At 42.0% G+C, this 16,098-nt stretch carries 14 protein-coding genes; 13 read left to right on the top strand and 1 reads right to left on the bottom strand.

Going from position 1 to position 16,098, the window contains the following annotated elements:
* Window positions 1-70: 70 nt before the first annotated feature.
* The 10 genes from CVU71_16975 to CVU71_16930 all read left to right on the top strand — a co-directional run bounded on the left by CVU71_16975 (window position 71) and on the right by CVU71_16930 (window position 12,052).
* Window positions 71-1,504, top strand: coding sequence for a hypothetical protein (locus tag CVU71_16975; GenBank protein PKN17224.1), 1,434 nt, complete (start codon window positions 71-73; stop codon window positions 1,502-1,504).
* Between the two features lie 300 nt (window positions 1,505-1,804).
* On the top strand, window positions 1,805-2,776 hold the full coding sequence (locus CVU71_16970) for a cytochrome C biogenesis protein CycH (protein ID PKN17299.1): 972 nt from the start codon (window positions 1,805-1,807) through the stop codon (window positions 2,774-2,776).
* Between the two features lie 237 nt (window positions 2,777-3,013).
* Window positions 3,014-3,709, top strand: a complete 696-nt coding sequence (locus CVU71_16965; protein ID PKN17223.1) for a hypothetical protein — start codon at window positions 3,014-3,016, stop codon at window positions 3,707-3,709.
* On the top strand, window positions 3,710-3,970 hold the full coding sequence (locus CVU71_16960) for an excinuclease ABC subunit C (protein PKN17222.1): 261 nt from the start codon (window positions 3,710-3,712) through the stop codon (window positions 3,968-3,970). It abuts the gene before it with no gap.
* Window positions 3,971-4,108: 138 nt separating this feature from the next.
* Window positions 4,109-4,672 (top strand): hypothetical protein, encoded by a 564-nt coding sequence (locus CVU71_16955; protein ID PKN17298.1) that lies wholly within the window; start codon window positions 4,109-4,111, stop codon window positions 4,670-4,672.
* A 152-nt stretch (window positions 4,673-4,824) separates the two neighbouring features.
* Window positions 4,825-5,832, top strand: coding sequence for a hypothetical protein (locus CVU71_16950; protein ID PKN17221.1), 1,008 nt, complete (start codon window positions 4,825-4,827; stop codon window positions 5,830-5,832).
* A gap of 4 nt (window positions 5,833-5,836) precedes the next feature.
* Window positions 5,837-7,387, top strand: coding sequence for a DUF853 domain-containing protein (locus CVU71_16945; protein ID PKN17220.1), 1,551 nt, complete (start codon window positions 5,837-5,839; stop codon window positions 7,385-7,387).
* Between the two features lie 165 nt (window positions 7,388-7,552).
* A complete protein-coding gene (locus tag CVU71_16940; GenBank protein ID PKN17219.1) occupies window positions 7,553-9,685 on the top strand; it encodes a hypothetical protein in 2,133 nt (710 codons plus the stop codon).
* A gap of 10 nt (window positions 9,686-9,695) precedes the next feature.
* Window positions 9,696-10,601 carry a hypothetical protein gene (locus tag CVU71_16935; GenBank protein ID PKN17218.1) on the top strand — a complete coding sequence of 302 codons (906 nt, stop codon included), beginning with the start codon at window positions 9,696-9,698 and terminating at the stop codon, window positions 10,599-10,601.
* Window positions 10,602-10,663: 62 nt separating this feature from the next.
* Window positions 10,664-12,052 carry a Fe-S oxidoreductase gene (locus CVU71_16930; GenBank protein PKN17217.1) on the top strand — a complete coding sequence of 463 codons (1,389 nt, stop codon included), beginning with the start codon at window positions 10,664-10,666 and terminating at the stop codon, window positions 12,050-12,052.
* A gap of 223 nt (window positions 12,053-12,275) precedes the next feature.
* Here the strand turns inward: CVU71_16930 and CVU71_16925 are convergent, their stop codons facing one another.
* Window positions 12,276-12,608, bottom strand: coding sequence for a hypothetical protein (locus tag CVU71_16925; GenBank protein PKN17216.1), 333 nt, complete (start codon window positions 12,606-12,608; stop codon window positions 12,276-12,278).
* 376 nt (window positions 12,609-12,984) lie between these two features.
* Here CVU71_16925 and CVU71_16920 point away from each other — a divergent pair, with 376 nt between their 5' ends.
* The 3 genes from CVU71_16920 (at window position 12,985) to CVU71_16910 (ending at window position 16,082) form a co-directional block, all read left to right on the top strand.
* A complete protein-coding gene (locus CVU71_16920; GenBank protein PKN17215.1) occupies window positions 12,985-13,860 on the top strand; it encodes a hypothetical protein in 876 nt (291 codons plus the stop codon).
* 229 nt (window positions 13,861-14,089) lie between these two features.
* Window positions 14,090-15,685 carry a hypothetical protein gene (locus tag CVU71_16915; GenBank protein PKN17214.1) on the top strand — a complete coding sequence of 532 codons (1,596 nt, stop codon included), beginning with the start codon at window positions 14,090-14,092 and terminating at the stop codon, window positions 15,683-15,685.
* A 142-nt stretch (window positions 15,686-15,827) separates the two neighbouring features.
* Complete coding sequence (locus tag CVU71_16910) at window positions 15,828-16,082, top strand: hypothetical protein (protein ID PKN17213.1); 255 nt, start codon at window positions 15,828-15,830, stop codon at window positions 16,080-16,082.
* Window positions 16,083-16,098 lie beyond the last annotated feature (16 nt).

Here is a 16,098-nt window from a genome sequence, read left to right as displayed (position 1 = left end):
GGAATCGAGATTTTATTCACCGTCTGCGGTATGCCGCAGAGAAACAACCATAAGAAAGGTGGTAACTGGTATGTTTAAAAAGCTACTTATTGCTGTCGGCGCGGTTGTCGCGGTCGTTGTTGTTTTAGTGATCGCCGCCGGTGTGATTGTTTACATGAAGGTGGATAAAACGTTTATTGCCTCTCAGATGTCCCAGGCGCTCAACCGGCAGGTCACCATTGAAAGCATTGATGTCAGCATCTTTTCCGTTCTGTCCGGAATCGAGATTAAAAAAGTGGCCATTTCCAATTTTAAAACACCGCAAGAGCTGGAAAGTCTGCAAGGCAAGCCGGTTGCGGCAGACGATACTTTTGCCGGTATGGAAGCCTTGCGCTTTAAGATTAAAATCATGCCGCTCCTGAAGCGTCGGGCCGAGCTTAAAGAACTTGTTTTATACAGTCCGGTCATTAATCTATCCAAAAACAAAAAGGGCGTTATGAATATTGACGACCTTGTTCAGTCCAAAAAACCGGCGGACAAGGACAAAGAACAGAAAGACAAGGAACCCGCCAAGCCCGTCTCCGCCGATGACATTCCCGTGGCGATTGCCGTGGGGGAAATCGGCCTGAAGGATGGAACGGTTAATTACCAGGATGCAGAAGTTGACCAGAAGTTTAAGATTTATAAACTAACCGCCCTGGCTTACGACATCAGCATCGACCCGAAAGATCTGGAAAAGAAAGATGAGATTAAAGTGAAGCTGGGCATGGGCATCAAAACAGTCGGCGCGATGAAGACCGGCAGTGTTCAGAGTTTTGATGTCACCATTGACGCGACGGGAAGGGTGATCCCGTTTGATGCTAAAACACGGCTTCTGGAACCGGAGGTAAGGCTGCATATATCCGTTCCGGACGGGGAAGTTACCGGGCTTCAGATTTTCAACGCAGTTGCGGCGGTTCCTGTTCTGGGTGAATATCTGGGAAACAACCTTTCTTTTCTCAAAGAGAAGCAGCAATGGAAAGGTTCAAACCATAATGGTCTGGATCTGCGCTACAAAGCCGCTAAAGCGGAAATCAGCAACGGCCGGCTGGAACTCAAAGACGCTCGCCTGGTCTTCGACGGCTGGATGAATACCGATACGAAGGCCATTGATCTGAATCTGGGCGCGGTGATGAAGAGTGAAATCAACGAGGCGGTCAAAGCGGCGCTGGCCCGGAAAATTGAATCGGCCATCAGGAATCCCGAAGTGAAGAAATACACGGATTCAGGAAATCTTGCCGGAATCGCCATGAAGCCAATGCTCAATAAAGATGGTCAGATTGATTTAAAAGCCAAAGTCACCGGCACCACAAAGAAGCCGGATGTGAAGCTTACAGAGCCGCAGCTGGGATCGCTCGGCAAATTTGTTCAGGATAATGCCGCAGGCATGGCTGTAGAAGCAGGCAAAGGCGCCGTCAAAAAAATGCTCAAGGAAGATCAGCAAAAAGTTCTTGAAGATGTAGAGGGTTTGTTTAAAAAGAAATAAAAAATATTTCCCCTGTGCATAAACCGTGGAGGAACCCTTTTAGTAATTGTGAGAGTTTTGCATAACTCTATAAAAGCAACAACGTTGTCATTCCCGCGAAGGCGGGAATCCAGTATAATCATGTGCTTTCTTGATTCCGGGGCAAACCCGGAATGACGCAAAGAGGCTTGTGTAAAGCTCCCATTGTGAGGGTCACGCGGGGCATGGCCCTGAATGTTATGTGTGCCCGGGAGGCGATCGCAGTAGATAGTGGAATGTTTCAGAAAGGAAAAAGCAATGACGCCTGAAAAAAGCGCCGTAATGCAGGATCCAAAAGGGCAGGTGATTTTATACAAAAATCATCTGGAAGTCCGTTTGGAGCAAGACACCGTCTGGCTGACGCAGAAACAGATGTCAGTTCTTTTTGATAAGGATGTTCGCACGATTAATGAGCATATCAAGAATATCTTTATTGAAGGAGAACTTAGCTCGGAATCAGTTATCCGGAAATTCCGGATAACTGCCGCTGACGAGAAAAGTTACGATACAGCACACTATAATCTGGATGTAATTATTTCAGTGGGCTATAGGGTTAAGTCGCTACGAGGCACGCAGTTTCGCATCTGGGCTACCAATGTCTTGCGTCATCACCTTGTGGACGGTTACACGATCAATAAAAAGCGGCTGGAAACGCAGCAGAACAAAATCCATGAGTTGCAGGACACCGTCCGGTTGCTTGGCAACATGGCCCTGCTTGATGGTGTATCGGATGAAGCAAAAGGCATCGTTCAGATTATTGCCGAATACTCGCGGGCATTGAATATTCTTGACGACTTCGACCACCAGCGTTTGGCTGCGCCGAAAGGCACCAGAAAAACAAAATATAAGTTGTCCTATGACGAAGCCAGAAAAATCATCGATCAGATGAAAATAAAATTTAAAGACTCTGCCCTGGTCGGGCAGGAAAAGGACAAAAGTTTTCAAGGTTCGCTGGGTGCCATTTACCAGACCTTTGACGGTAAAGATGTTTATCCGACAATAGAGGCAAAGGCGGCCCACCTGCTTTATTTTGTAACCAAAAACCACAGCTTTATCGATGGCAACAAGCGCATTGCTGCGGCTTTATTCGTTTGCTTCCTGCAAAAAACCGGCATTTTGCTGGACAAGGATGGGCGTAAACGCATTGATGATAACGCACTTGTCGCATTAACCCTGATGATCGCGGCGAGTAAGCCGTCAGAAAAAGATATAATGGTTAAAGTGATATTGAATCTGATCGTGGAGAAAAAATAGAAATAGGTGAATCGTTGATCGTGATGAGAAAGGCGAATGCTCAGGAGCAAGGCAAAGCATTTTCTTTTTGTCCCCCTTTCCTAAAGGGGGATTCAGGGGGATTTTATCTCTTCAAATCCTCCCCAGCCCTCCTTTATTAAGGCGGGAGTATATTAAAGTGGGGCGTCAAAAATATCAGCTCATCAGGTTATTCGCGGGAAGGACAAATTCCTGGTCTGTTGTGAAAGGTCTGAAAAAATGAAATCCGGAATCAAAAGCTGGCCGCAGGACGACCGTCCACGGGAAAAACTGCTCAAAAAAGGTGCGGGTGCGCTGAGTCATTCAGAGCTTCTGGCAATCCTGCTGCGCACAGGCGTAAAAGGCGTGAGCGCCATTGATCTGGCGCGCCGGATTATTGATAAGTTCGGCACCTTCCGCAATATGAGCCACACCGACATGCGCGAATGGAAAGAATTCAAAGGCCTGGGCCCCGCCAAAATCGCGCAAATTCATGCCGCGCTGGAAATCGGGCGGCGCTTCCGTGAGGACGAAGCGCTCAGCGCCAAACACAAGATTGTTTCCGCGCAGGATGTCGTCGCTATTATCGCACCGCAAATGCGCGACCTGAAAACGGAAGTCTTCAAAGTGGCCTATCTCAACAGCAGCAATCGAGTCATCGATATCAGCAATGCCGCCACAGGCACGGTCAACCACGCCATGCCGATTGTCCGGGAAATCATCCATGCCGCCCTGCAAAAATTCGCGGCGGCGATTATCTGCGTCCACAACCACCCCAGCGGCAATGTCGCACCCAGCCCGGAAGATAAAAAGTTCACGCAGGAGCTGGCCGCCGCCGGCAAACTCATGGGCATCAAGGTGCTGGACCATATCATCATCGGCGACGGCAGCCACTTCAGCTTTGCGGATTCGTCCCGTTCAGAGATGGAGGCATAAATGCATTATGTTTATGTAATTAACAGCATAAAAGACAAAAAAATGTATACGGGATGCACTGAAGATTTACGGAAGCGTTTTAGCGAGCATAACAATGGCAATGTCCCATCTACAAAAGGACGCGGACCTTTTGAACTTATATATTATGAGGCGTCTTTGAGTGGTGAAGATGCTTTTGCCCGTGAGAAATATTTGAAATCAGGTATGGGAAAGCGATATTTAAAGAATAGGCTAAAACGCTTCCTGTCTCTAACGGGATGAAGGGATGTATATGGGTTGAAGTATCATAAAAAAATTAGCACTACCCGACCGGATGTTGCCAGCTTGGGTGGTGACCCACAGGATTACGCGTGGCCTGAAAAGTTATGGCAAAAAAATAATATTCATTACCGGAGCAATATTGTGAAAGAGCAGACAAAAAAGCAGGTGGGAAAAATTGGCGATCGTATCTTTTTGTCGCCTGCCTTTCAGGCGCTGACCATCGGCATACCCTTTTGTGCATTCAAACTGCTCTTCGGCCTGCTTGCTTTGCGCGTGAGCGCGTCGTCCGCTGCCCTTCGCGCCTTCGCCTGGCTGGTCATTGTCTGGGCTCTGATAGATATGATCATGAATCTGGCTCGCGTCTATTTTCACCTGACTGATCGGGAGGCACCCGTTCAATTCGATAGCGAACGAATACCGGATAGTAATACTATGCCCCGGGAACCAACACTTCTCCGTGGCTTGCGCGGAGACCTTCAATATTGCATCATTGCTCAGGCAGGAATGCTATTCAAAAAGCCCAGGCTCTTTTTAGCCATCGACACCCTGATCTCCTTTTCCATTATCTGCTTCGTGCTTTGGTCCGGTTGGATAACCATGCTTGACCGTCTGGAATCCTATTTCTGGTATGCGGCTACCACTTTGAACCTGATCAGCGTATCTGTCGTCAACATCTGGATCGAACTGCGCCGTGGATCGTGAAACCTAAACTTTTTCCCTGATTTTTCCTTGCAATATCATTTTGAAGTTGTAAGATGTTGGGCAATTAATCAATATAGATCTAAAAGAATAAAAATAGAACGGCGTCTCTCATTTTCTTCGGGTAAAGACTATTTTTAATAAAAGGATGGTATATGGAAGAATTGAATCGACTAATATTACATCCAGATTTTGATAAAACAATCCAAGAACTAAGTGAGAGGAATGTGTTTTTGCCTCATTATGGTGACGAGGATGCGCCGCATGTATTAAATTTTACTACAACAGGACAACTGATTGCTAACATTGAAGAGATTAAACCAAATAAACTAAATGCAAAAAATGGATGCGATAAAGTATCAGAATATTTATTTTCGGCATACGATGAATCAATTTTGAAGTTTATGGCGTTGGAGGGTACCGCGTATTTTACAACACACTCTTTGGTCGTAGCTGGGAAAAGCGAATATTTGCCAGTTTTATTCGCCGTTTTTAATTTTTATACACGTGCTGAAAATATTGTGGCAAAATCCGAATACATTAAACACGCTGTAGATCCTGAGATTGAATCTAAAAGAGATTACATGAATGATCGGCTTAATTTTCTTCTAAAATATTCACCAATTAAATCGGTCTTATTTATTGATGGACCGTTAATCGGAGGAAATTTATATACTATCGCAGTTGACAATAATTCTAGGTTTTTAGACCGAGAAGTTATACCAATTTACATAGTAAAAAACAGTTCAAGCGATATTGTGACGCAGAATATTAAAAGCCTTAGGGGTAAATATAATTCTGATATGCATTGGCTTCAAACATGCCTTAAACCAGGCGAGCGCTCATGTTTCTTTAAATATGAGGATCAAGTCAACAAGAAAAATTGCAAAGCATTTTGTTATTTAAAAGCATTTAATACCAGTCCGCAGCGAATAGAAATGCACTTTGACACATATGAACGATATGGAAAATCTATTGAGACTATACTTGATATTATTTATTACCTTTTTTTAGTTCAAGGCTCAGTTTCTAATTCACAGATTAGACCAATAGCAATAGCAGAAGCCTATGCTAGAATGGCCATAAAGCTAATTAATATAAAAAAATATTTTGAAAAACTTAACATTATGCCAACAATGAACCAACTTAGATTTGGAGGATAAAAATATGGGTTGGATAGTGATCGGCGAAGAAAAAGGCCGCATTAAACTAATATCAAGAAAAGAGGAAGATGGTCTATTGCCAAAGGGTTCTTATCTTACTATTGAAAGGGAAGATTCAAAATTTATTCTAAGAGTAGATGATAGCAGCCAAATAGAACCATACGCGCCTTCTCCAATGATTATAGACATGGACCTCTCTGGTTTAATTCAAGATCAGAAATGTCAAAATTTGATATTTGCTTATCGCGTAAAAGACATCAGCAAAAGGACAGATGGAAAAATTGATTATATACCACCTCAATCTGTTGCTCGAAAATCAAATCAGGAAGAAATTGATCAAGCAATGGGTGTAAGTGATGATGGGCCTAAAGTATTTCTGGCTACGGTGCACGCAGGAAATAATCAGTTGCTAATGGATGAAAATAGAAAATACATAACGACTTCTTTGCCATTAGATATGTTTTTCCATCAAATGCTCATTTGTGGGAAAACGGGAAGTGGCAAAACAGTAGCCACAAAATATTTAGCTCAATATTTTGTTGAAAAATATGAAGGTTCTGTGTTGGCTATTAATGTTAAAGATGTAGATTTTTTAAAGATGAATCGCGCTTCTCAAACTTCCAATGCGCAGGTTATTAAAGAGTGGGAAGTTTTGCGGCAAAAAGCTCACGGCATTAAAAATAACATCGTTTATTATCCAGCAAATACTAACATTAATTACTATCAGGGAATTGATGGGGAATGTTTTGAAAAAATTACATTGAGCGTTCATGATATAGAACCAGAAGCATTAACAGGATTATTGCAAGGGGTATCTGATGTTGGGGCGCAACATTTGCCAGACATTTTTAGATACTGGCAAAGAAGACTCAAAGAGCCAAGCGGTACGTTTAATGATTTTGTCAATTACTTCATTGATGTCGGGGAAGAAGAAGATAGACGCTTTCCATCATTGAATTCGCGGGAAGATCAATTAGTAATACCCCTTCATTCTGCAACGTTTAATAATCTACAAAGATCGATTGTCAATGCAAGCAGTTTCTTTGACAACACTGATGCTAAAATACTGACAGAATCAGATATATTAGTTAGGGGTAAAATGTCTGTTATAAATGTAGGTAGTAAAGGCATGGAATTTGGTTCCATAATGCTTCGACATTTATTGCATAAGATAGTGGAAGCGAACTCAAAAAATGAAGAAAAAATACCAGTTCTGATAATAATTGATGAAGTGCACAATTTTTATAATTCTAATGCAGCACAGGATGCATTGGGCGATTTAGACACTATTTGTCGTCAAGGACGAAGTCAAAAGATAGGTGTAATATTCTCGTCTCAGAACGCTAATGATATACCGACAGGACTTAGCAGCGTTATTAACACGAAAATATTTTTTAAGTCAGATTATTCAACTTCAAGATCTCACGTTTTTGGAATGTCAAGTGATGAATTAGAAGGGCTACAAAAAGGGTTTGCTATAGGGAATATCCACAATTTATCACAATTGAGGATATTAAAATTTCCTTTATCCTATGCAGGTGTATTTGAAGAATAATAAAGTGAGGGGTGCATATGGAAGACAACAAGCCGTCGATGGAATTTGTTATAGGGCTTTTTGATGGGAAAAAAGAAAAGGATATTATTAGATATATTTTTGATGGATTGGACAATAATGAAATAATAAAATGTCTTATTGATGCTGAAATAAAGGAAAAGAGTGATGATTAAATATGATTATGCCTTGAAAACAGATTACGATGGAAGAATTGATACATATAGACCTGATCTGATTCCAAACGAGTTGCCCAATTTAGTTTATATAGAAGGACCAAACTCAGTTGGGAAGAGCACGCTATTGCATATATTGGCACTTAGCTTTTATGGCACAAAAAATAGAAGAATCAAGCCGGCCTTACAGGAAAAAATGGATAATTTAATGAACAGTGAACATCATAATATCAGTTTTAAAATAGCTATTACCGACGGAAATAATCAGATTGAACTTACAGCAGAGAAACCAGATTTTAAAACAAAAGATATTATTGTAAGAGATAAAAATGGCGAAAGATTAATAGCAGATACATTCGCTAAGAAATATAATTTGATTTACGATATTCCGGAAGATCCTACAAAGCGGTTGGTTGAGCTAACTAATGAAATCAAGGATATTCAGTTGAGATTTGAGCAGAAAATAGGTTCTTTAAGAAGTAGATGCGTTGATGTTATCCGAGATATAAAATCTGCTAAAGATCCCATGCGAATTAAAAACGTTAAAAAAGAAAAGGACGATCTCGAAAAAGCTCAAAAAGAAACTGATGCAAAAGTAAAAAAATTAGGCGAAATGCTGAAAAGTGCAAAGCTATACATGGCACTTAAGTTTTATATGAAATATAAGAAAGATAGAGATGAGATAAAAGATACCGTTAAAGAAATAGAAAAAAGCCATAAAGAAAATAGAAAAATTAAAATGCAGGCCAATAAAGAATATGTAGCTTTAAGTAAGCAGCTAGATGATATAAAGGAAAATATAAAAACGCTTTATTGTAATGTTACACCAATGTTAAAAGACTATTTTGGAAGGGATAGACAAGAAAAGAACAGTCTTTTATTATGGAATGACCTAATTATTGAAGAAGAGTTTAGGAATCCTGATATAAAGCAAGTTTTGAAGATAGAGGGGTCCCATTTTAGGCACCTGTTAGATGAATTATTAGAGGAAGTAAGTAAGGAGGGAGACGCTAATAAGGCAAAGGTGTTTAAAGAGTTAATTGCGGTTTTGGAAAGTCATGTTAAACTGAACATCGTCATTCCAGGGACAGAATTAACTATTTCAATGTTTATTGAAATATTAAGGAAAGAATCGGAAAATTATGACGCGATAGTTAGTAGGATAGAAAATATTAAGCACGCGATCAGCATGCTATCCGATATTATTGAGAAAAGAGAATTAGTAGTTAACGAAATTATACCAAAATTAAAGAAGGCTATTAAAAAGACAGATACGTCCGAGAAAACGGAAGATGACACGGAAGAATATCGTGAACAACAAATACGAAATCGATGCTTTGCGTATGAAGAGAAAATGAAATATTACGAAGCAGAATGCTTAAAACTTAATATTCCCGAAAAAGAAATTCCTGAAATGTATAGCTCTATAGTATTAGGCCGTGCCGTAAAAGAGTTAGAGGGAATAAGTGAAGAAAATTTGAAGGATCGTATTTATAATTTGGAAACAACAATTAGAACCGAGAAGAATAACCTGTCCAAAGCAACTGGTGCCTTAGATTTTATCAATGACGAACTTTCGAAGTTAGAAAAAAGGCAACCGCATCCCTATCATTCTCATCTGAAATATCTAGAAAGTACGTTATTACAAATTCAGACGATGGAAATGAATATAAAGAATTATGATGGTTACATAATTCAATTAATTAGCAAGAAGATTGACAAAGAAAATATTAATACGGGTTCCGATGTAAAGGAAAAAAAGAAATACTTCACGCACGTATTTAACTATTTAGGTAAACGAGTTGGGGTGATTAGGCATATTAATACTGAATATAATGTTGTCATGATTGACTTGTTGAACAACCTGATAGTCACTAAAGAAGGTATAACAATAAGATTACTCGATATGGGTACTGGCCAAAATCAGGCAGCCTTTCTTAATGCACTATTAAATGTCAATGATGGTAGAAAAATTATTGCATTATTTGACGAAGTAGCAATGATGGATGAAAGATCGCTTCAGCCAATTCGCGATAGGTTTAGGCAGCTATGCGAAGCCGGGAAATTATTGGTTGGCATAATAGTGCAGAAAGCCGAAAATGTGAAAGTTGCATCTATAAATTAGGCAAAAGCTTATGGACGAAGATATCGAAATACTGAATACATTATACACTAAATTAAAAGATGTATGTGTTAGATCGCAGCAAAAAAAAATTCACGGCTCTATTTATCTTGCTTTATTTGATATTGGATCGAAAACTAGAAGGATGCGTGTTTTGATTGATTCGGCTGTGCCTCCATCAGTATTGACTTTCTCTGATTTAGAGAGGTTCATAGGGTTAAACTATATTCAGTATATTGATGAAGATAAGAACCTTGTTCTCACTTCGAAAGGTATATGGGAAATTGAAAAAAATTTAAACATTATTGATGAAGACAAGTTAATTGATTTCATTAACGGAAAAGCATTCGACTGTTTTAAAAGCATAAATCAGTCCTTGCAGGATAAAGAAAAGGTCCTTTTGCTTGTTGCTATGTCAGTCAGAACATTTTCGGAATCTTCTTCTGTGGATCTTACTAAGAGTGAAAGAATTCATTCGTATTGGAAAGATGCTGTTGAAAAATCCTATGAATTTCTTTGTGAAAATAAAGTAATCCTTAATAAGGATGTATTAAAAGATCTGTTTAACGGAAGAACAGGGAAAACGGCCTTATTACCGGTGATCCATTGTTTTCGGTACTCTGCTGACATACCCAAGAAAACTAATGGTATTTATATTGCAAAAAACTCAAAGTATTACTTAAATATTTATCAAAATGGCGATGTTGAAGTAAACAAACTCGCATTTTTATTTAACTTAATATTTAAAGAAAACATAAATAGCGAATTAGTAAAAAATATCTACGAACACTGTTGCACAATGTCATATGAAAAAAGTGTTGAGGTATTCTCTGTAGGCGAACATCCCTTTGCTACGTCCACTTACGATGAGTTGATCTATGAAGCTCTGCGTATGCTTATAGTAGATGTCAGGCCGTAGAAAGTGAATCGTAAAATTCTACACACTAATCCGCATACTTTCTGAAACCCATGAAAAAAATATTGCTGGTTGAACCAGATTTTCCATATCCCTGTAAAAGTAAGAAAGGGGCTAATTATATCCATAAAAATTTCGTTCCTATTGGTTTATTAAAACTAGGATCTTTATATAGAGACCTAGGCTGCGATGTACAACTCGTACGAGGGGAAAAAAGGCGAGAAGAAATAGGCAAGCAACCAGATGAAATCCTAGTAACGTCTGTATTTACCTATTGGTCAAAATATGTTTGGGATAATATTCGATACTATAGAGAGATGTTTCCGGCATCAATTATACGGCTAGGTGGAATATACGCAACATTACATAATAAGCAAAAAAAATTCAAAAAGCTTGCACGAGCGCTGAAAGTAAGAACACACAAAGGCCTTCATAGGAAAGCTGAAGAATATTTACCTGACTACACACTATTACCAAAGGTTGATTATCATGCAACCCATATGATGAGAGGGTGTATAAGACGCTGCTCTTTTTGTGGGACATGGATTCTTGAACCAGAAAGAACTAATAAGTCAAAAACCGAAATAGAAAAAGAACTAATCGCCATTGGCAAGAATAGAGTAATTTTTTATGACAATAATATACTTGCTAATCCTCATATAAAAGAAATTCTTCAATTATTTGAAAATCTAAAAGTTAATAAAAAGCCGGTATTATATGAATCACAAAGCGGATTTGATGGTAGATTGCTAGAAAAAGATCCCGAACTTGCAGTGTTAATCAAAAAAGCAAGGTTTCAAAATGTTAGAATAGCATGGGACAATGGACTAGCAGATCAAGACGCCATTAAACGACAAATCGATTTACTGGTTATGGCTGGTTATAAACAGAATGATATTTCGATTTTTATGATTTATAATTTTAATATCAGTTATGAACAGATGATAAGAAAAATAGAATTGTGTGCAAAATGGGGCGTCCAAATAACTGATTGCAGATATAGGCCGCTAGAATTAGATTTTGATAATTATAACTCAAGCATGAGGTATGGACAACCTACAGGAAGCTATTATATCCACGATAAATCAGGTTGGAATGATAAGAAAATTAGGGATTTTAGATCGCAAGTACGAAAACATAATATCTGGGTTAGATATGCAAAAGATAAGGGCCGGCCTTATGACAAAAATATGGAAAGGTGGAGCGATATTCATACAACTTTTAAATTTTTTAAAATGGGTAGACCTCCACAACTAGAAATTATTGAAAATTCGCCCAAATGGAAACAATGCATTCAGAGCATGAATAAAATTAAAAGATACTTTAATGTAAACAACAAATTATCGCAATTCGATTTTAAGGGGTTCAATCTTGAGAAAGTCGATAGGGAAATTAAAGTAATTATAGAAAACCTTTATGGCAATACTGACAATGTAGCAAAGAAAGGAATGTAAAGAAGATCAGAGGGACGCTGTTAACTTATTAACTTCCTGCTTCCAATCCGATTTTTCCGAACGAATTGTGCATTGAATTTGATTCACGTCTTTACATTATCATTCCAATTATGAACAAAGTAAAATCTATTTCAGCATATCCCGGAGACTGGCAGGTAGATCGCCTTGGCATTGATAATAAATTAGGGTTATCCGTTTTACATCCTGTTGCGGCCGCCTGATGTCATGGATAAGGATTGCATTGGAGCTTCTTGTCATACTTGTCTGCTATAACATAGGTCTGCGCGCATCCACTCTGACAAGCAGATAACTCTCCAAGGGTATATCTTGTGCTGCACCATGCCTGACACTCATTTCTTACCGTTTGAAGATCGCCCATCCACACGTAGTCGGCTATTGACAGGGCCATACATTCCGGCACCGCGAATATGTGGCGCGCCGTAAGTTGCTGATGGTTCGGGACGCCTGGCTTTTCATGAAAAAACGGGCCTGCCAGGGATAGCATTGCAAAAATTATCACGCCTGCGCATACACCAACCCAAAAAGATTTATTCATAATGTCTCCTTACTTTTGACGATTGACTTTTATAGTGAACATCTATCAACCAAGGTGCCTGTAAATAGTCAGGTCTTCTATAAATTCATTGATGTCATTATTATCACGGACAAAATTAAGATTCAAGCCGGGAAAGTGCGCCTAACATGCTTGAAGGCGTTCATTGACGAATGCCGGGAATTATGAGATCTTACTTTCCGCAAACGCTTGTCTTCCCGATGAACCGTCTGGAGCATTTGCATACAGTGATGTCATTTCTGCCTTAGGAAGGAATCTAAGATTTCTCAGTCGCTAGGGCTCCTTCGAAATGACATAGCAAGTGTAACATGACTCTGGTCGGGGAGGATGGGCGAAAAATCCTGCCGGGAGAGACTCTATGAAACTGTCTTCTGATTATGTCGGCGCGTCCCTCAAAGAATACACCTGCACGGTTAATGCGCGCTGGACCATGAACTACGCGGCGGCCATCGGCGATGCCAATCCGCTCTATTTCAATGACGAGCGGCCGCAGGGGATTGTCGCGCCGCCCCTGTATCCCGTGGCCCTGACCTGGCCGATTGTGGAACACATTACGGATTATCTGCAGGCGGATGGGTTCCCAGCAGAGGTGTTGTTTACCCAGGTCCATTACAGCGAACACTTAAGTCTGCACCGGCCGGTGACGCCCGGCATGCGCCTTAAAATCAACGGCGTCATTGCCGCCATTGTACCGCATCGGGCGGGGACGTATGTTGTGATCCGCTATGACGCGAAAGATGACAAGGAAAGCCCGGTTTTTACGGAACATATCGGCGCGATGATGAGAGGGGTCGAATGTGCTGACGAGGGGAAGGGCGGCTTATCGATTCCGACCGTTCCACTTGCGGCCAATGAGTCCGCCCTCTGGGAATCCGTTATCCCCATTCATCCGTTGGCCCCCTTTATCTACGATGGATGCACCAACATTCATTTTCCCATTCATACATCCGTGCAGTTTGCCCATCAGGTGGGGCTGCCCGGCATTATCCATCAGGGCACGGCGACGCTTGCCGTTTCCGTCCATGACATCCTGAATAAAGAGGCGGGCGGCGATCCGCAAAAGCTTACGACGGTTTACTGCCGGTTTGCGGGAATGGTGATACCCGGATCGTCCATTCGGGTTTGCCTGACCGGTAAAAACAAGGTGGCGGGCGGGACGGATCTGTTCTTCACCGTGTACAATGCCGAAGGGAAGAAGGCGATAAGCGATGGCTATATGCAATTGATCGACTAAAGGAGTCTATCAGTATAAGCTTGTCATATCGACCAGCGGGAGATATCTTGCGCATTGTTACTAACATAAGATTTCGCGCTTTGCTTCGATCGGAAGTACATCCCGCAAGGGGAGCACATTCGTCAAATATCATTTCCGTACCGAGAATCTTAGCCCGGCAGGGCGATGATTCAAATGACAAATTGCACAGAGATTAATAGGACACCCTGACTAAAGGAGGAGGGACATCATGACCTGGGAAAAGCTGAATCAAACGTGGCACTATGTGGAAAAGTGGGCCAAAGCAAGGCCGGATGCTGACGCGCTGGTTTTTGGTGATGAAAAATTAACCTGGCGCGAATTTGCCGGGCAGATGGATGCGGTGGCCCTGGCGTTTCTGGAAGCCGGTATTGAAAAGGGCGATCGGATAGCGCTTTTGTCGATGGCGCGAAACGAATTCCTGACCACCTACATGGCCGCAGGTAAGGTCGGGGCGATCTGGCTTGGCCTTTCACCGAAATATACGCTGGATGAACTGCGCTACCAGCTAAACGACTGCCGTCCCAAACTGCTCATTACGCTTCGCGAATACATGGGAAGCGATCTTGCCCAGACGGTCAATGCTCTGCAAAAAGATTGTCCGTTTCTGGAAAAAATTCTGGTGATCGGTGAGCCTTTTGCCGGCGCGGAGCGCTTTGCTGATTATGTCGCAAAACCGCGGCCAGCCTTTGCCGCAGCGCTTGCCAAAAGGGCGTCTGAAGTCAATGAGACGGATGACGCGCTGCTGTTGTATACGTCTGGATCAACCGGCAAACCCAAAGGGGTGGTCCATACCCACCGCAGCATTGTGGAGAACATCAAAGTGGAAATTGAAAAATTCTATTTCGATGAAAACTCCCGGGGGCTTCTCCACTTTCCCATTAATCATGTGGCGGCGGATGTCGAGATCGGGTTTGGAGCCATCATGTCGGGGGGCTGCATTGTGTGCATGGACAAATTCGATCCGGCCCAGACCCTGAAAATCATCGAGCAGGAAAAGATCACCCATATCGGGCAGGTGCCGGTGATGTTCCTTTTGGAATTCAAGCAGCCGGAATTCTGGACCTGTGATTTCAGTAATGTCAAAGCCTTTGTCTGGGCGGGCGCGGCCGCGCCGAAAGTCATGCTTGATCTGCTTGTGCCGATCTGTCAGAAGTCGGGGGCCAAACTGATCACCGGCTACGGCAGCACGGAAGTCTGCGGCTTCATCACGTACACCGGGCCTGCGGACAGCGCCGAGACACTGCTTAAGACCGTCGGAAAAATCGCCGCACCCTTTGAACTGAAAATTGTTGACAAAGACCGTAAGGAAGTTGCCGGGGGCGTTATCGGCGAAATTGCCGTGCGGGGTCCTTTCCTGATGAAGGGATACTATAACAATCCAAAAGAGACGGACCGGGTGATTGATCGGGAAGGCTGGTATTACACGACGGACCTGGGTTTCAAGGACGAGGGCGGATACGTTCACATTACCGGAAGGCTCTCGGAAATGTTTAAAAGCGGCGGCGAAAATGTCTATCCGCGCGAAGTGGAAGAGGTTATCGAGACGCACGCCGCGGTGCTCTTTGCCGCGGTGATCGGGGTGCCGGACGACATCTATCAGGAAGTCGGATGGGCCTTTGTCATGCCGACGCCGGGGCAGAACGCAACCGAAGACGAGCTCAGGGATTTATGCAAAGCCACGCTGGCCAATTTCAAGGTGCCGAAAAAATTCTTTATCCGTCCAATGCTGCCGCTTCTGGCCAGCGGCAAAGTGAACAAGCTGGCGCTCAAAGACGAAATCCGGGAGATGTTGAAAAAAGAATGATAGTGGCGGGCTTTGAAATATAAGATTTCGCCTGCGTCCATACACGGCTTGTCGCATAGGAGAACGGCGGTCAAATGAGCATTGTTTGACGTCTTTTCAAAAAAGGCTATACTATCCGAAAATTAACCTGAGGATGAAGACCATGACAGATCTGACAAACGACAGCGAAAAACCAAACCGTCTTGCAATGATCGAGCAGGCCTTGAAGGATAAGGCGCCCGGGATGTATGAAGAATTGCAGTCTTCCGGCCAGCTTCAAGCGTTTCTGGAAGGCCATGACGAGGAAATGATGGCCAGTTACGAAGAGGCGAAGAAACAGGCATGGGAAGATACGATGACCAACTACCTTAGTTTTACCGATGCATCCGATAGTGAAGCATCATCACCGATGGGGTAAGAAATAATTGGGACAG

The sequence above is a fragment of the Deltaproteobacteria bacterium HGW-Deltaproteobacteria-6 genome, assembly GCA_002840435.1.
Classification (GTDB): Bacteria; Desulfobacterota; Syntrophia; order Syntrophales; family Smithellaceae; genus UBA8904.
This window is presented reverse-complemented; position numbering and strand designations above follow the sequence as displayed.